Annotated in this window: 21 protein-coding genes and 2 pseudogenes; 16 read left to right on the forward strand and 7 right to left on the reverse strand. The window is 42.5% G+C overall.

Annotated features, from left to right (window positions below; genetic code table 11):
• Positions 1 to 17: 17 nt before the first annotated feature.
• From tmk to pabC, 3 genes are read right to left on the reverse strand one after another with little or no spacing between them, the layout of a single operon-like run.
• Complete coding sequence (gene tmk / locus F973_RS10060; RefSeq protein ID WP_004761592.1) at positions 18 to 626, reverse strand: dTMP kinase; 609 nt, start codon at positions 624 to 626, stop codon at positions 18 to 20.
• A complete protein-coding gene (gene mltG / locus F973_RS10065) occupies positions 626 to 1702 on the reverse strand; it encodes an endolytic transglycosylase MltG (protein WP_004761593.1) in 1077 nt (358 codons plus the stop codon). Before mltG ends, tmk begins: the two co-directional genes overlap by 1 nt.
• A 1-nt stretch (position 1703) precedes the next feature.
• Positions 1704 to 2516, reverse strand: a complete 813-nt coding sequence (gene pabC, locus F973_RS10070; RefSeq protein WP_004682656.1) for an aminodeoxychorismate lyase — start codon at positions 2514 to 2516, stop codon at positions 1704 to 1706.
• Positions 2517 to 2767: 251 nt separating this feature from the next.
• On the opposite strand from pabC, the gene F973_RS10075 reads away from it, so the two are divergent.
• The 6 genes from F973_RS10075 to F973_RS10100 all read left to right on the forward strand — a co-directional run bounded on the left by F973_RS10075 (position 2768) and on the right by F973_RS10100 (position 8320).
• Positions 2768 to 3775: a sulfate ABC transporter substrate-binding protein gene (locus F973_RS10075; protein ID WP_004682657.1), complete on the forward strand. Its 1008-nt coding sequence runs from the start codon at positions 2768 to 2770 to the stop codon at positions 3773 to 3775.
• Between the two features lie 62 nt (positions 3776 to 3837).
• On the forward strand, positions 3838 to 4440 hold the full coding sequence (locus tag F973_RS10080) for an RBBP9/YdeN family alpha/beta hydrolase (RefSeq protein WP_004761595.1): 603 nt from the start codon (positions 3838 to 3840) through the stop codon (positions 4438 to 4440).
• An 84-nt stretch (positions 4441 to 4524) separates the two neighbouring features.
• A complete protein-coding gene (gene cysT, locus F973_RS10085; RefSeq protein ID WP_004676888.1) occupies positions 4525 to 5358 on the forward strand; it encodes a sulfate ABC transporter permease subunit CysT in 834 nt (277 codons plus the stop codon).
• Positions 5355 to 6239 carry a sulfate ABC transporter permease subunit CysW gene (gene cysW, locus F973_RS10090; RefSeq protein WP_004676886.1) on the forward strand — a complete coding sequence of 295 codons (885 nt, stop codon included), beginning with the start codon at positions 5355 to 5357 and terminating at the stop codon, positions 6237 to 6239. The genes cysT and cysW overlap by 4 nt, the downstream gene beginning before the upstream one ends.
• An 11-nt stretch (positions 6240 to 6250) precedes the next feature.
• Positions 6251 to 7321: a sulfate/molybdate ABC transporter ATP-binding protein gene (locus F973_RS10095; RefSeq protein WP_004761598.1), complete on the forward strand. Its 1071-nt coding sequence runs from the start codon at positions 6251 to 6253 to the stop codon at positions 7319 to 7321.
• Positions 7322 to 7396: 75 nt separating this feature from the next.
• Entirely contained in the window at positions 7397 to 8320 is a 924-nt protein-coding gene (locus tag F973_RS10100) for a CysB family HTH-type transcriptional regulator (protein WP_004761599.1), read from the forward strand.
• A gap of 173 nt (positions 8321 to 8493) precedes the next feature.
• Here F973_RS10100 and carO read toward each other — a convergent pair whose 3' ends face one another.
• The gene (carO, locus tag F973_RS10105) at positions 8494 to 9219 is read right to left on the reverse strand and encodes an ornithine uptake porin CarO (RefSeq protein ID WP_004761602.1); all 726 of its coding nucleotides are present in this window, start codon (positions 9217 to 9219) and stop codon (positions 8494 to 8496) included.
• A 291-nt stretch (positions 9220 to 9510) separates the two neighbouring features.
• On the opposite strand from carO, the gene dapD reads away from it, so the two are divergent.
• The 8 genes and pseudogenes from dapD to F973_RS15350 form a co-directional block, all read left to right on the forward strand.
• The gene (gene dapD / locus F973_RS10110) at positions 9511 to 10332 is read left to right on the forward strand and encodes a 2,3,4,5-tetrahydropyridine-2,6-dicarboxylate N-succinyltransferase (protein WP_004761603.1); all 822 of its coding nucleotides are present in this window, start codon (positions 9511 to 9513) and stop codon (positions 10330 to 10332) included.
• Positions 10333 to 10418: 86 nt separating this feature from the next.
• Positions 10419 to 11129 (forward strand): 7-carboxy-7-deazaguanine synthase QueE, encoded by a 711-nt coding sequence (gene queE, locus F973_RS10115; RefSeq protein ID WP_004761604.1) that lies wholly within the window; start codon positions 10419 to 10421, stop codon positions 11127 to 11129.
• A 71-nt stretch (positions 11130 to 11200) separates the two neighbouring features.
• Positions 11201 to 11869 carry a 7-cyano-7-deazaguanine synthase QueC gene (gene queC / locus F973_RS10120; protein WP_010589178.1) on the forward strand — a complete coding sequence of 223 codons (669 nt, stop codon included), beginning with the start codon at positions 11201 to 11203 and terminating at the stop codon, positions 11867 to 11869.
• A gap of 30 nt (positions 11870 to 11899) precedes the next feature.
• Positions 11900 to 12319 carry a hypothetical protein gene (locus F973_RS10125; protein WP_004676872.1) on the forward strand — a complete coding sequence of 140 codons (420 nt, stop codon included), beginning with the start codon at positions 11900 to 11902 and terminating at the stop codon, positions 12317 to 12319.
• A 77-nt stretch (positions 12320 to 12396) separates the two neighbouring features.
• Positions 12397 to 12526 (forward strand): annotated as a pseudogene (locus F973_RS14755) (ATPase); the annotation flags it as partial.
• Between the two features lie 19 nt (positions 12527 to 12545).
• Positions 12546 to 13010, forward strand: coding sequence for a peroxiredoxin (locus F973_RS10130; RefSeq protein ID WP_004761606.1), 465 nt, complete (start codon positions 12546 to 12548; stop codon positions 13008 to 13010).
• Positions 13011 to 13124: 114 nt separating this feature from the next.
• Complete coding sequence (locus F973_RS10135; protein ID WP_004682669.1) at positions 13125 to 13694, forward strand: CAP domain-containing protein; 570 nt, start codon at positions 13125 to 13127, stop codon at positions 13692 to 13694.
• A gap of 26 nt (positions 13695 to 13720) precedes the next feature.
• Positions 13721 to 13819 (forward strand): annotated as a pseudogene (locus F973_RS15350) (glyoxalase/bleomycin resistance/extradiol dioxygenase family protein); the annotation flags it as partial.
• Here the strand turns inward: F973_RS15350 and F973_RS10140 are convergent.
• Entirely contained in the window at positions 13797 to 14402 is a 606-nt protein-coding gene (locus F973_RS10140) for a nicotinate-nicotinamide nucleotide adenylyltransferase (protein ID WP_004761609.1), read from the reverse strand. The pseudogene F973_RS15350 and the gene F973_RS10140 sit on opposite strands and share 23 nt — an antisense overlap.
• A gap of 109 nt (positions 14403 to 14511) precedes the next feature.
• On the opposite strand from F973_RS10140, the gene F973_RS10145 reads away from it, so the two are divergent.
• Both F973_RS10145 and F973_RS10150 read left to right on the forward strand, forming a co-directional pair.
• Complete coding sequence (locus F973_RS10145) at positions 14512 to 15312, forward strand: enoyl-CoA hydratase-related protein (RefSeq protein ID WP_004682671.1); 801 nt, start codon at positions 14512 to 14514, stop codon at positions 15310 to 15312.
• A gap of 116 nt (positions 15313 to 15428) precedes the next feature.
• Positions 15429 to 16190, forward strand: a complete 762-nt coding sequence (locus F973_RS10150; protein WP_004682672.1) for a nitroreductase family protein — start codon at positions 15429 to 15431, stop codon at positions 16188 to 16190.
• Between the two features lie 4 nt (positions 16191 to 16194).
• Here F973_RS10150 and F973_RS10155 read toward each other — a convergent pair whose 3' ends face one another.
• Positions 16195 to 16509 carry a YqfO family protein gene (locus tag F973_RS10155; protein WP_004769584.1) on the reverse strand — a complete coding sequence of 105 codons (315 nt, stop codon included), beginning with the start codon at positions 16507 to 16509 and terminating at the stop codon, positions 16195 to 16197.
• 100 nt (positions 16510 to 16609) lie between these two features.
• Positions 16610 to 20440 carry a phosphoribosylformylglycinamidine synthase gene (purL, locus tag F973_RS10160; RefSeq protein WP_004761611.1) on the reverse strand — a complete coding sequence of 1277 codons (3831 nt, stop codon included), beginning with the start codon at positions 20438 to 20440 and terminating at the stop codon, positions 16610 to 16612.
• Positions 20441 to 20467 lie beyond the last annotated feature (27 nt).

Below are 20467 nucleotides of genomic sequence, written 5' to 3' on the forward strand. Positions count from 1 at the left end.
TCGATGTAAAACAGCTTCTAAGCAAGCTGTTTTACATAATTTAGGGCGTCTTCAAACACAAGCTCAGCATTCTGTGTGGCATCCAGTCGCTTAATCCGTTCAGGTTCAGCCTGCCACAAGCTTTCATATCCCGCCCTCACCTTGGTAAAGAAGCTCAGCTTTTCCTGCTCAAAACGATCCAGTGCCCCACGCGCTCTGGCACGGGTCATACCCAGTTCAATCGGCGCATCCAGCCAGAAAGTAATATTCGGCATATGGGAAACGAAAGTCTGGTTAAGTAGCTGTAATTTTTCCTGACTTAAACCACGCCCAGCGCATTGATAGGCAAAACTAGCATCAGTAAAACGGTCACTTAACACAATCTTGCCAGCCTCCAAAGCTGGAACAATCACCTGCTGTAAATGTTGCGCCCGTGCCGCATAGATCAGTAGCAACTCAGTATCATGGCTCATTTGTTCTTCATGATTCACCGCCAACAGCAACGAGCGAATCTGTTCCGCCAATGGCGTTCCACCTGGTTCGCGGGTGAGCACCACCTGTTTACCCTGCTGTTCAAAATACTGGTGAATTTTGCGAATCAGCGTGGTTTTGCCCACACCTTCCGTTCCTTCAAAACTAATAAACATCATTCACCCTGATTTTTCTTTGAACGTAACACAGTTAAATATTCCTGTACCGCACGGTTATGCTCTTCCAACGATGCTGTAAATTTATGTCCACCATTGCCTGTGGCAACAAAATAAAGATTTTTTGAGTCATCTGGATGCATGGCAGCCTCAATTGCTTTTTTACTTGGCAAAGCAATTGGCGTTGGTGGCAATCCGTTAATGGTATAGGTGTTATACGCTGTTGGGGTACGTAAGTCATTACGGGTGATATTCCCTTTATATTGATCACCCATGCCATAAATCACGGTTGGGTCTGTTTGCAGACGCATTCCGATTTGCAGGCGACGCACAAACACACCTGAAACCTTTTGCAACTCACTGTCCAGACTGGTTTCCTTTTCAATAATCGAAGCCATGATCAATGCTTCATACTTATCTTTGTAAGGGAGATTCGCCGCTTTATTTATCCATGCCTCATCCAGTGATTTCATTTGACGGCGGTATAAATCGGTCAGGATTTTCTTGTCCGTTTCACCTTTGGCAAAGAAATAGGTATCAGGCGCAAACAAACCTTCTGGATGTGAATATGGAATGTCCAGCTCCTTAAGAAATTGATCCTGTGGCAAATCCAGAATGGTTTTGCTGACATTTGGGTCTTTTTTAAGATTCTGAACCAGTTGCTTAAACGTTGTTCCCTCAATCACCAGAATACGGTTCATCTGTGCATTTTCAGCATTCGACAACATATCCAGCACCTGACGAACACTCATGCCATGAGTGACTTCATACACACCCGCTTTCATACTGTCATGAATCATGAACTTCTGGTACAGCTTTAATATTATCGGAAAATTCACCTTATTTTCTTTTGCAAGACGGTCAATAAATCTGGAATAGGTATCGCCCGAAGAAATGACCAAAAGCTGTTTCTTGCCCTCAACAGGAAAATTCTTAAACAGGCTTGTCCCCACAATACTCAACAGGATGACAAGTAAAATAATGATCGCGCCCAAAAATGCTTTCACTGGAAATCTGGATTTCGGCTTGGCTTTCGGTTTTTTATTGATTTTGCTTGAATTTGGCGGCTTTGGCATATTAATCAATCTGGTTCAGTTTTAAAGTTTTAAATAAATCAAGACAAGGTTGTTGCTCTAAAGCTCGATCATGAAATCGAACAACCGCTTTCATCGGGTGCAAGGCATTACAGAAAAATAGGCTTTGAATCTGCCCAAGCTCATCTATTCCAATATAGCGTTGCTCACATTCAATCTGTGATTGCTGCATTCGCGACAGGATAGTTGCCCGCATGACACCGTGGACGCCATTATAACGAAGTTCTGGCGTAATCCACCGTCCATTTATACGAATAAAACAATTACTGCTCACGCCTTCAACAATATAACCCTGTACATCACTGACCAATGCCTCAAGCCAACCCTGCTGGTCTGCTTCCTGTTTCAATAACACCTGTTCCAAACGGTTCAGGGTTTTTAAGCCCACCAGATTCGGCATGGTCAGGCCCAAAGCACGATTTAGCATGCCACTGGCAATCCATTCAGGCTGGAAAGCCTGCAATGTGGCTGGATAATACCAAAGGTAAATATCGGCGGGATGCAAAGGCAAGCTATAGCCACGATTTCCCTCTCCACGACTAATCACGATCTTTAAGGTGCCATTTAAGCTTGAATGCTGTTGTTGTAACTGCTCGATTGATTTTTCAATTTGGGATAGATCAGCATCCAGACTCAGGTTCTGGCAAGCTAGTTTTAAACGTGCAAAGTGCAATTCTTTTAGTTCAAAATTTTCCTGAAAAATACGTGCTGTGGTAAAGCAGCCATCTCCATAGTGAAATGCCCGATCAAGTAAAGGGATAGAATCAATGAATTGTCCATTTTTATAGCATTGCATGATTCAAACACCTTTTAATCCAAATAGCCCGCATGATTAACAACAAATAACTCTTTGATTTTAAATAATTATAACAATTTAAGCATTGGAATAAAAATTTATTATTTATCAATAATTCAGCATAGCTTATCTATTTTATGCAATTGCATTTTTTTCATATCAAATTCGTTTTTAATTATTTTTTTTGCAAAAAAACTGGCGTTATGCTGCATCCATATTCCAAACATTCATTTAGTTTCAAGGGGTTTTTCATGCGTTTATCTCAGTTAAAAGTTGGTGTCATTGCCGCATTACTCTCAGTGTCTTCTTTTGCAGCACAAGAGTTTTTAAATGTCTCTTATGACCCAACCCGCGAGCTTTATACCGATTTCAACAAGCAGTTTGGTGCTTTCTGGAAACAGCGTACAGGTCAGGACATTGACTTCAAACAATCCCATGGTGGTTCAGGCAAACAGGCCCGTGCCGTGATTGATGGCTTAAATGCTGATGTGGTGACACTTGCCCTTGCAGCAGATATTGATGAAATTGCTGAAAATGCAAAATTGCTTCCAGCAGACTGGCAGAAGAAACTGCCAAATAACTCAACACCTTATACCTCAACCATCGTTTTCCTTGTGCGTAAAGACAACCCTAAACAGATTAAAGATTGGGGCGACCTGGTTAAACCAGGTGTAGAAATCATTACCCCGAACCCTAAAACTTCAGGTGGTGCGCGCTGGAACTATTTAGCAGCATGGGCTTGGGCAAAACACCAGAAAGGTGGTAATGATGCCAAGGCACAGGAATTCGTACGCCAGATTTATAAACAAACCAAGGTGCTTGATTCAGGTGCCCGTGGTTCAACCACGACCTTTGCTGAACGTGGCATCGGTGACGTGTTGCTGGCTTGGGAAAATGAAGCATTCCTTGCCGTACGTGAGCAGCCAGGCAAGTTTGAAATTGTGACTCCATCACTTTCAATTCTTGCTGAGCCACCTGTGGCCGTGGTTGAGAAAAATGCCGAGAAGAAAGGCAACCTGCAAATTGCCCGTGGTTACCTGAACTATCTCTATTCACCAGCGGGTCAGGAAATTGCAGCACGTAACTTCTATCGTCCTCGCAACGCAGCTGTTTTAAAGAAATATAGCACCACTTTTAAGCCTCTGAAGCTTGTGACAATTGATAAAGAGTTTGGTGGCTGGACCAAGGTACAAAAAACCCACTTTGACAACGGCGGTATTTTTGACCAGATCGTTAAGACCAATAGTACAGGCAAATAATAAACTCTCCTTGCGCTGAAGTTGATAACAGCGCAAGGGGTAAGTTAAGAAGGAGAATAGACATGGTTCATACAGTCATTGTTCCTGGTGTTGGTGGCAGTGAAGCACAACATTGGCAGTCGTGGTTACAACAGCAACTCGTGTCTAGTTCTCGTGTGCAGCAAAAACACTGGGACCGACCAGTATTAAATGAATGGGTTGCCCAGTTTGTCAAAACAGTTGCAGCAATTAAATCGCCTGTGCAAATCGTTGCACACAGTTTTGGTTGCCTGACCAGTGTTGCGGCACTTGCTGAACATCCTGAACTCAGGGCAAAAGTGGAAAACCTGATTCTGGTGGCACCTGCCAACCCTGCCCGTTTTGGTGAAAGTGGCTTTGCCCGTCATAGTCTGACGGACTACAAGCAATATTTTCATCAGCTCAGCATTGATGTGCCGACCACATTATTGATTAGTGAAAATGATCCATGGCTGGGTTATGTCGATGCGTTACAGCTTGCACAGGCATGGAAACTCACTCCGATTAATCTGGGTCAGGTTGGTCATATCAATGTGGCATCTGGGTTTGGTCCTTTTCCTGAAATCCTCAATTACATGCTGCCCGAAAAAAAGATGCAGCCTGTAAACCGAATGAGTCAGGCAAATTTTAACCTGAAATTTGCCTAAGCTCAGCTCTTCATACCTTTAGTTTTCGCGTTATTTATTTGCTTACTGGTCTTTAGCAAGCATCTCTCATCTTGAGGAAATATCATGTCGCAGCGTTCCCGAGTGCTGCCTGGGTTTGGTCTCTCTTTAGGCTTTACCCTCGCTTACGTGTCTTTCATTGTGCTTATTCCTTTATCTGCTGTGTTTATCAAATCTTTTGGGATTGGATGGGACGGATTATGGGAAATCTTAACTTCTGAACGAATTTTAAAGTCTCTACAACTAAGCTTTAGTGCTGCCCTGATTGCCGCCACAGTCAATGTGATTTTTGGCTTATTACTGGCATGGTGCTTGGTACGTTATAGCTTTCCAGGCAAAAGAATTGTCGATGCACTGGTAGATCTTCCTTTTGCGTTACCCACTGCGGTTGCAGGCATTGCCCTCACCTCACTGTATGCAAAAAATGGCTGGATTGGACAATATCTTGAACCTTTAGGTATTCATGTGGCCTATACCCCGCTGGGTATTACCCTTGCCCTGATCTTTATTGGCCTGCCTTTTGTGGTGCGTACCGTACAACCTGTACTCAGCGACATTGAAACGGAGCTTGAAGAAGCGGCTTCTGCACTGGGCGCAAATCGCTGGCAAACCATTAGTAAGGTGATTCTGCCAATTTTATTCCCTGCATTACTGACAGGTTTTGCGCTGGCATTTGCCCGTGGTGTTGGTGAATATGGTTCAGTTATTTTCATCGCAGGGAATATGCCATATAAGACCGAGATTGCACCATTGATGATTATTTCCCGTCTGGAAGAATATGATTATGCAGGTGCAACCACCATTGCCGTGGTGATGCTGGTTCTCTCCTTTGCCATCCTATTTTTAATTAACTTATTACAGGCATGGGCAAGCCGCCGTACAGGGAGAGTTGCACAATGAGCTTAAATAACAATAGCAATGCCTTGGCACTCAAGTTACAGGCCCGCGATGCAACCCGTGAACCGACCTGGGTACGTTATACGCTGATCACCGTGGCAATGATTTTCTTTCTGAGCTGCCTGATTTTGCCGCTGATTCTGGTGTTTGTAGAAGCGTTTAAACAAGGGATTGAAGTGTATATCCATGCCCTGACCGATTCAGATACCCTGTCTGCGGTGAAGTTGACTTTATTAACCGCTGCGATTGCCGTTCCAATCAATGTGGTATTCGGGGTTGCCGCAGCATGGGCAGTGGCTAAGTTTCAGTTCCGTGGCAAGGCCATCCTCACCACCATTATTGATATGCCGTTTTCAGTTTCCCCTGTCATTGCAGGTTTAATGCTGGTGCTGATTTTTGGTACACAAGGCTGGATTGGTGGCTGGTTAATGGATCATGACATCAAGATTCTATATGCCGTTCCCGCAATTGTATTGGCGACCATTTTTATTACCGTTCCTTTTGTTGCACGTGAACTGATTCCACTCATGGAAGCGCAAGGCACAGAGGAAGAAGAAGCTGCGATTGTTTTGGGTGCTTCAGGCTGGCAAACCTTTTGGAAAGTGACCCTGCCAAATATTAAATGGGGTCTGATTTACGGTGTGATTCTATGTAATGCCCGTGCAATGGGTGAGTTTGGTGCGGTATCGGTGGTGTCAGGACATATTCGTGGCCAAACCAATACCTTACCGTTACACGTTGAGATTCTTTATAACGAATATACCTTTAGTGCTGCATTTGCTGTGTCTTCATTACTGGCATTTTTAGCGATTATTACCCTGATTTTGAAAACATGGTTAGAAATCCGTCAAGACCAAGCCAACGAACATCAGCCAAATACATAAGGAATGAACACATGAGTATTCAAGTTAAAAATATTGAAAAACACTTTGGTGCATTCCATGCGCTAAAAAACATCTCCCTAGACTTTCCTGAGGGTGAACTGGTTGCATTGCTCGGTCCATCTGGCTGCGGTAAAACCACACTGTTACGCATCATCGCAGGACTTGAATCTGCGGATGGCGGTCAGGTCTTGCTTGAGGGTGAAGATGCCACCAACATCCATGTGCGTGAGCGTCAGGTCGGTTTTGTGTTCCAGCATTATGCTCTGTTCCGCCACATGACTGTGTTTGATAATATCGCTTTTGGTTTACGCGTGCGCCCACGTGCCACCCGTCCAACAGAAGCTGAAATTAAAAAACGTGTGACTCGTTTATTGGACTTAGTGCAATTGGGCTTTTTAGCTGACCGTTACCCTGCCCAACTTTCGGGTGGTCAACGTCAACGTATTGCGCTAGCTCGTGCTTTGGCGGTTGAACCAAGAGTGTTGTTATTAGATGAACCTTTTGGCGCACTAGATGCCAAAGTACGTAAAGAACTTCGTCGTTGGTTACGTACCCTGCATGATGAACTACATATCACTTCCATCTTTGTGACCCATGATCAGGAAGAGGCGCTGGAAGTTGCCGATCAAATCATTGTGATGAACAAAGGTGATGTTGAGCAAATCGGTTCACCACGTGAAGTGTATGAAAAGCCAGCCACACCATTCGTGTTTGATTTTCTTGGTCAGGCAAACCGCTTTGAGGGTGAGCATACAGGCGGTATCATTCGCCTCGGTGATGACCGTATTCAGTTACCGACTGCTATTGATGCACCGCAAGGCAAAGTGATCGCCTTTGCACGACCAAATGAACTACATATTCATGCACAACCACAGCCAAATACCATTGAGGCAACGTTTCTACGTGAAGTCTGGATTGCAGGCAGGGTCATTGCTGAATTACAAGATCGCAGTGGACGTACCATTGAGATTTTATTAAGTGTAGAAGAAGCGAATTTACATCAATTCAAGCCAAATCAAACCGTTTGGATTAGTGCGGCTCAACTTCATTTATTTGCAGACCAAACAACGCAAGTGGCTTAAAATAATATATGGAGGAACACTAAACTTCCCTACTGAACTTTAGTTGTTCCCCACCTTTTATGTGGAAAAATATTTATGAACTTTCAACAACTCAGAATTATTCGGGAAACTGTTCGTCAAAACTTTAATTTAACCGAAGCGTCTGCGGCACTTTATACCTCCCAGTCAGGTGTCAGTAAACACATTAAAGATCTTGAAGATGAACTCGGCGTACAACTGTTTGTGCGTAAAGGCAAGCGTTTACTGGGGCTGACTGAACCAGGCCAATCATTATTGAGTATTGTTGAACGGATGCTGGTCGATGCAGACAATATCAAGCGTCTTGCCGATGACTTTAACAAGGTAGATGAAGGAACACTGACGATTGCCACCACCCATACTCAGGCACGTTATATACTTCCACTGATTGTGAATCAATTCAAGAAATTATTTCCAAAGGTTCACCTGATTTTACAACAGGCCAGTCCAGTAGAAATTGCAGAAATGCTACTTCAGGGCGAGGCGGATATTGGCATCGCAACGGAATCATTAACCACAGAGGAAAATCTTGCAAGCGTGCCTTATTATGAATGGCATCACAGCATCATTACACCTAAAGATCACCCATTGGCCAAATTGGACAAAATTAGCCTTGAGGTCTTGGCGGAATATCCGTTGATTACCTATCATGGTGGTTTTACAGGCCGTTCCAAGATTGACAAAGCCTTTGAAGATGCGCAACTGCATGCTGACATTGTGATGTCCGCACTTGATGCCGATGTCATCAAGACCTATGTTGAACTGAATATGGGCGTAGGTATTGTCAATGATGTCGCCTATGATGCTGAGCGGGATTATCGTCTGCAACAGATCAAAACCGATATTTTTGGTGTCAATACCACATGGATTGCTGTACGCAAAGGACATTTGCTTCGTGGTTATGGCTATGAGTTTATTTCCTTATGCTCACCTGAAACCGATATCAGGGCACTTAAAAAAGTTGCCTATCCTGAAGAATAATGATTATGGTGGAGCAATGTAATCATCGCCCCATACCTATCCTTACCATATTATCTTGATTTTCATAATGATCTATTTTTACCTTATAAACTTTCTGGAACTGCTATCTTTTAATTTTATGCAGACATAAAAAAACGAGCGTAACGCTCGTTTTTTTATAACAACTAAAGTAATTAGAAACGGAAGCTTAGACCTAGCTTAGCCACTGGTAACCACTCGTATTCATTGTCATTACGAATTTTATCTCTTTCTGTATTAATTGCATCTGTAATTGGACGACCATTTACACTTGTTGCTGTCTGACTACCTGTGTTATATAAATCTACAGTAGGATTACCATTATAGTAGGCACCGATCTCACCGAATACGCCCCAACGGTTGGTAATTGCCGGTGAGAAACCAATGCCTAGATAAGGTGCGATATTATTTTTGTAAGATAAACTACCTACCACATCTCCTACATCTGCACCAAATGTTGAACCATCAATTCTGATTTCACCATTTGTCCCAGGGCGGCCACGTAAACCATAATCATTGTCGATATAAGCAACACCTGCTGCCATATAGAACCAGTTCGCCCAAGGACGAATTTCAGCATTTAAATATGTCAGGTTATTATCCATATCCAGGTCATATTTTGTTCCATTAACTGATAAATCATCTGTCCAAGAAATGTCACCACCGTTATAACCCAGTGTTACACCTACATGTGGATTGGCATTGTAAGAAATTGCTCCACCATAACCTGTTGTACCCACTTCAGCACGAACAGATGCTGGTTTCATGAAAGAGAAAGTTGCGACACCCTCATCTGTCACAATACGCTCATCAGCTGCAAAAGTTGTTCCAGCGATTGCAGTTAAAATACCAGCACTTAAAAGAATACGTACAGCTTTCATTGAAGTCTCCTCAAAAAAACACTTTTACTTAAATATAATTGTTACCGTGGTTTTATATTAAAATAATCATTCATATCTTTTTATACAGAAACTGATTACTTTTTGTTATTTTTTGATACAAATTCAGAATAATTGTATATTTCAAAATAATGAATAAAAAACAACTAAATCCGCTTTCGTTACCGTTTTATTTCACATTTTAAAAACAAATTATTGTAACTATTTTTTTCAAAGATTCTTGCAGTGAATTAGTGTAAAATCTTCAAAATTTTTTTTGGAAGAAGGAAGATCATGTCTCAGCTTTCTACGATCATTGAGCAAGCATTTGAAGACCGTGCTAACTATAGCGCAACGGACTGCCCTACAGAAATTCGTCAAGCCGTTGAGGAAGCATTAACTGGTTTAGACAACGGCACACTTCGTGTGGCTGAAAAAATCGATGGTGAGTGGGTTGTTCACCAGTGGTTAAAAAAAGCCGTTTTACTTTCATTCAAACTGAATGACAACCAGCCAATCGAAGCATGTGACCTACAGTTCTATGACAAGGTGGCAACCAAATACTCAGGCTGGACTGAAGAGCAGTTTAAAGCGGCTGGCGTGCGTGTTGTACCTCCTGCGGTTGCTCGCCGTGGTAGCTTTCAGGCAAAAAATGTGGTGTTGATGCCATCTTATGTCAACATTGGTGCCTATGTGGATGAAGGTACAATGGTGGATACATGGGCTACTGTGGGTTCATGTGCACAAATCGGTAAGAATGTTCACCTGTCAGGTGGTGTGGGTATTGGCGGTGTGTTAGAACCATTACAGGCGAATCCAACCATCATTGAAGATAACTGCTTCATCGGCGCGCGTTCTGAAATTGTAGAAGGCGTAATTGTTGGTGAAGGTTCTGTAATTTCAATGGGCGTTTTCATTGGTCAATCGACTAAGATTTATGACCGTCAAACTGGCGAGATCCATTATGGTCGAGTACCAGCAGGTTCTGTGGTTGTTGCGGGCAGTCTGCCATCTAAGTGTGGTACCTACAGCCTTTATGCCGCGATTATCGTGAAAAAAGTTGATGCAAAAACACGTGCAAAAACCAGCTTGAATGACTTGTTACGCGCTGACTAAGCAACTCTAACCCCGTTATTTTTCGTCTCTACAATCAGTCATGGTTGTAGGGATTTTGTTCTTTTATATGGTGTGGTTCTGAATCTATGGCTTCCTTACGTTCTTCTGCAATTCCTGTCTCCGATCCTGCGGCTGGTTTACGCATTACCGAGATTTTTTATTCCTTGCAAGGCGAAGCGAACACTTTTGGTTTACCTACCGTTTTTATTCGCCTGACAGGTTGCCCATTACGTTGCAGTTATTGTGATACCACCTATTCATTTGAGGGCGGTGAACGTCTGTCACTTGAACACATCATTGAAACAGCAAGCCAGCATAAAACGCCTTATATCTGCGTCACAGGTGGTGAGCCACTAGCACAACCGAATTGCTTAATTCTATTACAGCGCCTGTGTGAGTTGGGTTTTCAGGTATCGCTTGAAACCAGCGGTGCGTTAGATGTTTCAAAGGTAGAGCCACGTGTTTCCAAAGTGCTGGATTTAAAGACACCAACGTCTAATGAAGACCATCGTAATCTATTAACCAATCTTGACTATTTAACCCAGCACGACCAAATTAAGTTTGTGATTTGTAATCGTGAGGATTATGAATGGTCGAAGCAACAGTTGATCAATTTTCAATTGCAGGATAAGGTCAGTACCGTTTGGTTCTCCCCTGCCTTTGCCGTTGAAAAAGGTGCGGCTGTCCTGCCTGCTCTTGCACGTGATTTAGCTCAGTGGATTTTAGATGACCATCTCCCTGTTCGCTTCCAGCTACAGTTGCATAAACTGTTATGGAATGATGAATCTGGTCGCTAAACAGTTCAAAATCGGTTCATTTTTGGACTTGCTTTCATTAAATATATTTAGGTTGAATCATGGAAAATAATATGCGTTCCCGTGCCATCGTATTATTGTCTGGCGGCTTAGACTCGACAACATGTCTCGCTTGGGCACAAGCAAACTATGACTGTATCGCCATTAGTTTTATGTATGGTCAACGCTCTACAACTGAGCTTGATGCAGCTAAGGCACTTGCACAACGAGCAGGTGTTGAGCACCGCGTCATTAATATTGATCTTGGCAATTTAGGTGGTTCAGCACTTACAGACCATAACATTGATGTACCTGAACAATTACAGGAAGGTATTCCTGTAACTTATGTTCCTGCACGTAACACAATTTTCCTGTCCTATGCGCTTGCCGCCGCTGAGGTTTTTGATGCCGAAGCCATCGTGATTGGGGTCAATGCCGTTGATTATTCAGGATATCCTGACTGTCGTCCTGAGTTTATTGATGCATTTGCCAATCTTGCGCGTTTGGCAACAAAAGCGGGTGTGGAAGGAAAACCCCTGAAAATTGAAACACCTTTGTTACATTTATCCAAAGCGAATATTATACGCTTAGGTATCGAACATGGCGTAGACTATAGCCAAACAGTATCCTGCTATCAAGCAGATGCTCAAGGACGTGCGTGTAGCAAATGCGACAGTTGCCGTTTACGTCAACAAGGTTTTATCGAAGCAGGTATTGCGGATCCTACACGTTATACCGAATAGACGATATAGGGTTATAATTAGGTACAATATATGAAGTTTTTTAAATCAAATCTTATTCTTTCCACCATGATGTCAGCGGCTGCCCTACTTGCAACGGCAACCCATGCTGCGGATGAGAATCCACTCAAAGCTGCGTATAAAAGTACCAATGTCAAATCTGCATTGATCAATGTGTGTAAAGACCAGACCACAAAGGGTGGAAAACTGACAGCGGCAGAAGTCAGCAAATTCTGTTCTTGTAATATTGAGGCACAGGGCAAAGTAACTGAAGCACAAAAATGGGAAATTCAAAGTGCAATCAATGCCAAGAAAAGCCCAAGCTCCCTTGCCTTTGTACAGCAACAGAATAAGGATTTACAGGCTTGCCTAGGCGCACCACTTGTCACCAAGCTAGAAAAGTTGACTCAGGAAGCAATGAAAGCTGCCCAGCAACAGGCACCTAAAAAATAATCCTGCGCTGTTGTAAACAAGGCCTGCATTTATGCAGGCTTTTTTGTAGGTTCTGTTAAACTTTCCTTTATGCTGAAAAAGGGGGAGAATTCCATACCACTGTGATTGAGGGGGCGGATTTTTAACAAAGCTATTCCTGTACGTCATGGAAATATTGTTTATGATGAAGAATATGTTTTTTTAGCCCTTGAATCAGATCAAATTTAGCTTTGGCAAAGGATACAAAATGTCTGAACAGATCCAGCTACCCAATCAAACCTTTCCAGCCACTCAGGGCGAAATCAACCTAGCCGAACTCACAAATGAATGGCTGGTATTATATTTTTACCCAAAAGATTCAACCCCTGGCTGTACAACCCAGGCGGTTGGCTTTTCCTGCCTAAAAGACCAGTTTGATGGATTGAACTGTAAGATCATTGGTGTATCCCGCGATTCAATCAAGGCACACCAGAACTTTACCGAAAAACAGGCACTGACCATTGACCTGATTAGCGATAAGGAAGAAGTGCTTTGTAAACACTTCGATGTGATTAAGGAAAAAAATATGTATGGCAAACAGGTGATAGGGATTGAACGCTCTACCTTTATTTTCCATAATAAACAACTAGTTAAAATCTATAGAAAAGTAAAAGCGGCGGGACATGCCGAACAGGTGCTTGAAGATTTAAAAACACTACAGGCAGCTTCGTAAACCCTGAATACAAGAGGCAAGTTTCACTTGCTTTTTTATTGAGGAAAAATTGCTCGCCTGTTTGGGCTTGGGGTATGATAAAAACGTTAAAATAATTCAACCAAAGGCATTTAAATGAGTCAGTTCAAGGTATTTATCTCGTTGCCTTTTTATCTTTTTATCTCAACATGTGGGGCGAGTTCAACCACAATGCCACAGGATATTGCTACGCCCGTTCGCCAAATTCAAAAACCCGCCCTGGAAATAAGCTGTCAGGATTTACAAAATCCAGCCTATCAGCAGGTCATCATGAATGCGATTAATGAAATTCGGCAACATCCACGTCAATGTGGGCAACAATATTTTGCTGCTGTGGCACCGCTGAGATGGAATAGCGGTCTGCATAGGAGTTCTCTTGCCCACGCACAGGATATGGCGGAACATAATTTTCTGGGTCATACCAGTAGCACAGGCTTGAATTTAAGGTCACGTCTTCAACTGTATCAGGTTAAAACACGTGGTGGCGGTGAGAATGTGGCACGGGGCCAAAAGAATCTGGATGAAGTCATGGCAACCTGGGGCAGCAGCCCTGTGCATTGCAGCAACCTGATGCAGTCAAAATTTACCGATTACGCAGTTGCCTGTAGCTTTGATGAATCGGAAAAACCCAAGGCATACTGGGTGCAACAATTTGGTGTTCGTTAAGAGGAAGCATGATCCAGTCTGGTACATTCACTACCCCCAAAATTGAAAAAATAGACTGGGAAACTCTGGAACTCAGTATCACCGATCCATTTTCAAACCGAATCATCTTTTGGGAAGATGCTTAATCTCCCTACCTGATGATGCCTCAATATTGGAACGGTCATTGGCATTAAACTTTTGTTGTAAGGTCTGGTAAGTTGATGTTTTTTGAAATTCTTCAAGAAAATAGACTGTGCCTTTAGGGAAAAATTCAGTCTGAATCTCACCTCGATAATAGGCTTCTCGCATAGGCGTAGCGGAAATAGAATCCTTTAAGCTATCTAACTCAACCATTTCCCATTCTGGAAATAAAGCTAAATAATACGAAGATTCATCTTTGAAGTGACCAATCAAACCTACTTTTGCATTTGGCTGAACCACTTTATTGACTAAATCTTTAACCTGTTTAACCCATTTTTCATCGTTATACACATCGACTACATGGACAAAGTGAATCCGTTTTTGCTCATCCTCAGGGAAATTGGCAAGAATCATTTGCTCACGTTCATGGGCTAAAAATGGATTTTTGATATTCCGTTCTGATTGTGCTGAACCTAATGCCAATATCACGCTCTGACTTTGCTGCAACGCAATTTCAATCGTTTGTAGATGTGCCAAATGAAAAGGCTGAAAGCGTCCAATAAAAACAAGATAGTCAAATGTGTACATAGGCGTAATTTCACTTTTTGTGAACTCATCAGTTGCACCATGTAACGCAAATATGCGACATAATGAGAGCACTTAAAAAATCAATCTGGATTAAAGCAAGGATAGTACGATGACACTTAGCTGTATTCAACAACCTCATCAACATTTGCAAGCAAATTTAGAAGATGGCGTACTCACCTTAGCCATTAACCGTTCAGAAGCAAAGAATGCACTTTACGGCGAACTTTATCTATGGATTGCAAAAGCATTAGATGAAGCCGATACAAATAAAGATGTACGTGTTGTGATTTTACGTGGTGCAGAACAAGATTTTACTGCGGGTAATGACATGAAAGACTTCATGGGCTTTATGCAAAAGCCATATGAAGGCAAAGCGGGTGATCAACCTCCATTTGTATTATTAAAAGCAGCGGCTCGTTTTTCTAAGCCACTCATTATCGCAGTGAAAGGTGTTGCAATTGGTATTGGTGTAACAATCTTATTACATGCTGACATCGTATTTGCAGACAATACTGCCCTATTCCAAATTCCATTCGTAAGTTTAGGTCTTTCTCCTGAAGGTGCTGCAAGCCGTTTATTGGTCAAACAAGCAGGCTATCAGAAAGCGGCTGAATTATTATTCACAGCGAAGAAATTTGATGCAGCAACAGCAGTAAAAGCAAATCTTGTAAATGACGTTGTTGAAGACCCCTATGCAACAGCTCAACAAACCGCTCAACATTTAGCAGCACTACCTTTAGCATCTCTAAAACAAAGCAAAGCACTAATGAAAAAAGACTTAGCTGAAATTATTGCTTGTATCGATGAAGAAGCTGAAATCTTTATGCAACGTGTCCGCTCACCTGAAATGATGGAAGCGGTACAGGCATTTATGCAAAAACGTAAACCTGACTTCTCACAGTTCAATTAATGAGGTAATCACTCATTATTAATTGAAACAAAACCACTTTATTGCAAAATCGAGGTGGTTTTTTTATTGAACGTCCCAATTTAAATATAAAATAACTTTAGGATGACACTTTCCTCATGTCAGAACACACACAAACTGAAAAGAAACGTTATTACGAAGCCGCGCCACAGGACATTGACGTTGACAATTTCCGTAAGGTGATTGAAAGCCGTCGTTCAGTACGCAAGTTCACGGATAAACCGATTCCAAGTGAAATTTTAGATGAATGCTTAGATTTGGCGTTGCTTGCACCCAATTCATCAAACTTACAGCCTTGGACATTCTATGTGGTGCAAAATCCGAGTAAGAAAAAGCAACTGGTTAAAGCGTGTTTAGGACAACTTGCTGCTAAAACTGCATCAGAATTGATCGTATGCGTAGCGCGTACAGATCGTGTTGATGAAATGGCAAAACGCAATATTAGTGAATTTCCATTTCCTGAAGCCCCTGCAATGGTACAAAAATATTACCGTTTTATTCCCTACAACTATAAAACTGGTTATTTCAATGCATTAGGTAACTTTAAAAAAGTTGCATTTAAAGTAGCCCGCACACTTGATAAACAACTTCCTGTAACTGCATTTAACCCTGCCGATGCCAAATTGTGGGCAACTAAAACCACAGCTTTAGCCTGTGAAAACCTTGTATTGGCATTACGTGCCTATGGTTTTGATAGTTGTATGATGGAAGGTTTTGATGAACCTTTAGTTCGTAAAATTTTAAAATTAAATGATCAACAGTATCCTGTCATGGTGATTGGTGCTGGTGAGCGTGCTACAGATGGTGTGTTCTTCCCGCAATATCGTTTTGACCGTGATTTATTTATTCAAAAAGTCTAAAAAATTATTCAATATCTAATATTTGAATAAACTCAAAGGCAGGCTCTTCATAAGGATGGCTTGCCTTTAATGCTTTTGCAACCGTACTTGCCTTTTCTTCTGTAACAATGGTTTCTACCCGCCATTCCTCAAGCTGTTCCAGTTCATCCAACTGCCCTAAAAATGGATTTGCACCTTGAATGGGCTTAAACTGCCCTATGCCTTTCACTTGCCAAGCACAGTGCTCATAATTACCAATACCACCTGCTCCTGCTTCAAAGATAGCAAGTTTGGTTGATTCAAGGTGAGATTCAGGAACGTAATAAATAAGTTTTAGCATATTCTTTTTGATTTCATTGTTCTTGTTCATTCATCGTTATTTTATATTGAATCTAAGAATAAAATAAGCCACCTGACGGTGGCTTATTGCATGGATTTAATTAACCAATAAATTTACGTGCATTCCTAAACATACGCAACCAAGCACCATCTTCGACCCAATCTTCAGGTTTCCATGAATGCTGTAAAGCACGGAAGTTACGTTCTGGATGCGGCATCATCACGGTTGCACGACCATCTTTAGATGTTAAACCTGTAATCGCTTCAGGTGAACCGTTCGGGTTCAATGGATAGTGTTGCGTTGGATTCCCCAAACTATCCACATAACGCAAAATCACTTGGTTTTCAGCATTTAAAGCAGCCAATTGCTGCGTAGTTGCAACTAAACGCCCTTCACCATGCGCCACGGCGATTGGTAAAATCGAACCTTGCATATCTTCAAGCAATACCGAAACTGATTTTTCTACACGAACGTTGACCGCACGCGCTTCAAAGACTTCTGAGGTATTACGATGGAAACGGCCCCAATGCTCTGCACCTGGAATCAATGGTGCAAGTTGCGACATCATTTGACAGCCGTTACATACGCCTAAGCTGAAAGTGCTCTCACGATGGAAGAACTGCTCAAACTGGTCACGTAACTTGGCATTGAACAATACTGATTTCGCCCAGCCACCACCAGCGCCCATTACGTCACCGTATGAGAAGCCACCACAAGCCACTAAACCTTCGAAGTCACTTAAGCTCACACGACCTGCAAGCAAGTCACTCATGTGTACATCGATGGTATTGAAGCCAACTTTGTCAAATGCAGCAGCCATTTCCACATGACCGTTCACACCTTGCTCACGCAAGATGGCCATGTTTGGACGACGTGTATTAATAAATGGCGCTTCTACTGGCTCATTTAAATCATAAGTTGCTTGAGCAATTAAACCTTTGTGGTTTTTATCTGCAATTAAAGCAAATTCTTGATCAGCCGTTTCAATGTTGTCACGTAAACGTTGGATTTGATGTGATACTTCAGCCCAAGCTTGTTGTAATTCAGCACGTTCTAAAGTCAAACCATTGACAACCAATTGATCAGTTGTATTGACACGGCCCACAACCGCGATTGTATCTTTCAGGCTCGACGCTGCAACTTCAATTTCTAACTGTGCCCAATCAGCAGCAGTAATTTGCAGTACTGCACCAATTTCTTCAGCAAATAAACTTTCAATTGTTTGATTTTCTAAAGCTACACCCAAACGTGATGCGAACATCATTTCAGCAACGGTCGCCAATAAACCACCATCACCGATGTCATGGTAAGCCTTGATCAAACCGCGGTTGTTCCAGTCTTGAATCAAGGCAAAGAATGCTTTGAAGTCATCAAAACTATCCACATCAGGAGTAACAGAACCTATTGCTTTATACACCTGGGCAAGGATCGAACCACCTAAACGGAACTGACCTTTCGATAAGTCGATACGAACTAAGACTGAATCTGTAAGATTTTTAAGTTCAGGGGTTAAGGTTTTGCGTACATCTAACACAGGAGCAAATGCAGTGATCACGCCAGTCATTGGAGATGTAACGGCTTTATCTTCACCATCATTCCAGGTGGTACGCATTGAAAGTGAATCTTTACCGACTGGAATTGCGATGCCCAATGCAGGACACATTTCCATACCAATCGCTTTCACACCTTCAAACAAGGCTTGGTCTTCACCTTTTTGACCTGCTGCTGCCATCCAGTTTGCTGAAAGTTTGATATCGCTGATTTGTTCGATGTTGGCACAAGCAATATTGGTAATCGCTTCCGCAACCGCTAAACGAGCCGATGCCGCAGGATTTAACAATGCCACAGGTGGACGTTCGCCCATTGCCATCGCTTCACCAGTAAAGCCTTGCAAGCTTGTCGTCGTTACCGCTGCATCTGCGACAGGCACCTGCCAACGGCCAACCATTTGATCACGTGCAACCATACCTGTAATCGAGCGGTCACCAATGGTGATCAGGAATGATTTAGACGCAACTGTTGGGTTTTTCAATACACGGAAAATCGCATCTTTCAAATCAACTTTCGCAGCATCAAAGTCGTTACCCGTACGTTCAATCGTTTCATATGAACGTTGCATACGTGGCGTACCACCCAACATCACTTGCATTGGGATATCGACTGGATTGTTTTCAAACAATGGATCTTCAACGGTTAAATGACGTGCTTCAGTCGCTTCACCGAGTACCGCAAACGGACAACGCTCACGGGCACAAATTTCTTCAAACTGTTCTAAAGATTCTGGGCGGATTGCAAGTACATAACGCTCTTGCGCTTCATTTGACCAGATTTCCATCGGGCTCATGCCTGGCTCTAAAGATGGAATCTTACGAAGGTTCAATATAGCACCTAACTCGTGATCATTCACAAGTTCAGGCATGGCATTGGATAAACCACCCGCACCGACATCATGTACAGATACGATTGGGTTAAAATCTTCCAAGCGCCAGCAGGTATCAATCACCTCTTGGCAACGGCGTTCCATTTCTGGGTTTTCACGTTGCACCGAAGCAAAGTCCAAACTCTCGCCCATAGTACCGCTGTCTACAGAAGACGCTGCACCACCGCCCAAACCAATGAGCATGGCTGGACCACCCAACACAATGAGCAAGTCACCTGGTAGGATTGCATCTTTTTCAACATGATCAGGACGGATGTTACCGTAACCACCAGCGATCATGATTGGCTTATGGAAGCCTTTCACTTCACCATTGACATTCTGTTCAAAGGTACGGAAATAACCATTTAATGCAGGGCGACCAAATTCGTTGTTAAACGCAGCGCCACCCAAAGGCCCTTCAATCATGATTTGTAATGGCGATGCCATACGGCTCGGTTTACCGTAATTTTCTTCCCAAGGCTGTTCAAAACCTGGAATATTTAAGTTTGAAACGGTAAAGCCAGTTAGACCCGCTTTCGGTTTACCACCACGACCTGTTGCACCTTCATCACGGATCTCACCACCCGAACCTGTTGCAGCTCCCGCAAATGGAGAAATTGCGGTTGGGTGGTTATGGGTTTCCACTTTCATTAAAATGTGGGCAGCTTGACTCTTATACTTATAGACAAAGTGACCATTTTCATCCGCTTTTGGATAAAAACGCATGGTGTCATAACCCACGATCACAGATGCGTTATCTTTATAGGCGGATAACACATCCGTTGGTGATTCTTTATAGGTATTCTTAATCATTTGGAACAAGGATAATGGCTGTTTTTCACCATCAATTGTCCATTCAGAACCAAAGATTTTATGACGACAATGCTCAGAGTTTGCTTGAGCAAACATCATCAATTCGATGTCATTTGGATTACGACCAAGCTTGGTAAATGCTTCGGTTAAGTAATCAATTTCCTGCTCAGATAAAGCAAAGCCAAACTCATTGTTAGCTTTGACTAACGCTTGTTTTCCTTGACCTAAAATATCAATTGAGTTCAATGGCTTCGGTGCTGTTTCAGTAAATAATGCTTTTGCATCATCAATTTGAGCAAAAACAGTTTCTGTCATACGGTCATGTAAGGCCAATTTCACTTCGTTCGAAATCTCATTTACACCTTTTAATGTAAATAACAGACCACGCTCTAAGCGGTGAATTGGGGTATTGCAGTTCTGGAAAATATCGGTTGCTTTAGATGACCAAGGCGAAATTGTGCCAACACGTGGTGTCACTAAAATCTGGATCTCATCACTTGCAGCCTGGCGAAGTTCAAAAGATTGACCATCGTTTAACAATTGTAATGCCGATTGATGTTGCTGCTCGTTGAGCGCTTGATCAAACAAATAGACCCATTGGCTGTCAAAAGATTGAACAGAACTCATTGACGCTAAACGGTTTAAGAGTTGAGCTTTCTTAAAAGAAGAATGTGCTGCTGCACCGGCCACGATAAACATGCTGACTTTGGCTCCACGGGCAGGTCT

It is taken from the genome of Acinetobacter sp. CIP 102129 (genome assembly GCF_000368305.1).
Lineage (GTDB): Bacteria > Pseudomonadota > Gammaproteobacteria > Pseudomonadales > Moraxellaceae > Acinetobacter > Acinetobacter parvus.

Excerpts from the sequence above, each read along its gene's own strand:
- tmk (WP_004761592.1), bottom strand. The coding sequence starts at position 626 with ATGTTTATTAGTTTTGAAGGAACGGAAGGTGTGGGCAAAACCACGCTG.
- mltG (WP_004761593.1), bottom strand. The coding sequence starts at position 1,702 with ATGCCAAAGCCGCCAAATTCAAGCAAAATCAATAAAAAACCGAAAGCC.
- pabC (WP_004682656.1), bottom strand. The coding sequence starts at position 2,516 with ATGCAATGCTATAAAAATGGACAATTCATTGATTCTATCCCTTTACTT.
- F973_RS10075 (WP_004682657.1), top strand. The coding sequence starts at position 2,768 with ATGCGTTTATCTCAGTTAAAAGTTGGTGTCATTGCCGCATTACTCTCA.
- F973_RS10080 (WP_004761595.1), top strand. The coding sequence starts at position 3,838 with ATGGTTCATACAGTCATTGTTCCTGGTGTTGGTGGCAGTGAAGCACAA.
- cysT (WP_004676888.1), top strand. The coding sequence starts at position 4,525 with ATGTCGCAGCGTTCCCGAGTGCTGCCTGGGTTTGGTCTCTCTTTAGGC.
- cysW (WP_004676886.1), top strand. The coding sequence starts at position 5,355 with ATGAGCTTAAATAACAATAGCAATGCCTTGGCACTCAAGTTACAGGCC.
- F973_RS10095 (WP_004761598.1), top strand. The coding sequence starts at position 6,251 with ATGAGTATTCAAGTTAAAAATATTGAAAAACACTTTGGTGCATTCCAT.
- F973_RS10100 (WP_004761599.1), top strand. The coding sequence starts at position 7,397 with ATGAACTTTCAACAACTCAGAATTATTCGGGAAACTGTTCGTCAAAAC.
- carO (WP_004761602.1), bottom strand. The coding sequence starts at position 9,219 with ATGAAAGCTGTACGTATTCTTTTAAGTGCTGGTATTTTAACTGCAATC.
- dapD (WP_004761603.1), top strand. The coding sequence starts at position 9,511 with ATGTCTCAGCTTTCTACGATCATTGAGCAAGCATTTGAAGACCGTGCT.
- queE (WP_004761604.1), top strand. The coding sequence starts at position 10,419 with ATGGCTTCCTTACGTTCTTCTGCAATTCCTGTCTCCGATCCTGCGGCT.
- queC (WP_010589178.1), top strand. The coding sequence starts at position 11,201 with ATGCGTTCCCGTGCCATCGTATTATTGTCTGGCGGCTTAGACTCGACA.
- F973_RS10125 (WP_004676872.1), top strand. The coding sequence starts at position 11,900 with ATGAAGTTTTTTAAATCAAATCTTATTCTTTCCACCATGATGTCAGCG.
- F973_RS10130 (WP_004761606.1), top strand. The coding sequence starts at position 12,546 with ATGTCTGAACAGATCCAGCTACCCAATCAAACCTTTCCAGCCACTCAG.
- F973_RS10135 (WP_004682669.1), top strand. The coding sequence starts at position 13,125 with ATGAGTCAGTTCAAGGTATTTATCTCGTTGCCTTTTTATCTTTTTATC.
- F973_RS10140 (WP_004761609.1), bottom strand. The coding sequence starts at position 14,402 with ATGTACACATTTGACTATCTTGTTTTTATTGGACGCTTTCAGCCTTTT.
- F973_RS10145 (WP_004682671.1), top strand. The coding sequence starts at position 14,512 with ATGACACTTAGCTGTATTCAACAACCTCATCAACATTTGCAAGCAAAT.
- F973_RS10150 (WP_004682672.1), top strand. The coding sequence starts at position 15,429 with ATGTCAGAACACACACAAACTGAAAAGAAACGTTATTACGAAGCCGCG.
- F973_RS10155 (WP_004769584.1), bottom strand. The coding sequence starts at position 16,509 with ATGCTAAAACTTATTTATTACGTTCCTGAATCTCACCTTGAATCAACC.
- purL (WP_004761611.1), bottom strand. The coding sequence starts at position 20,440 with ATGTTTATCGTGGCCGGTGCAGCAGCACATTCTTCTTTTAAGAAAGCT.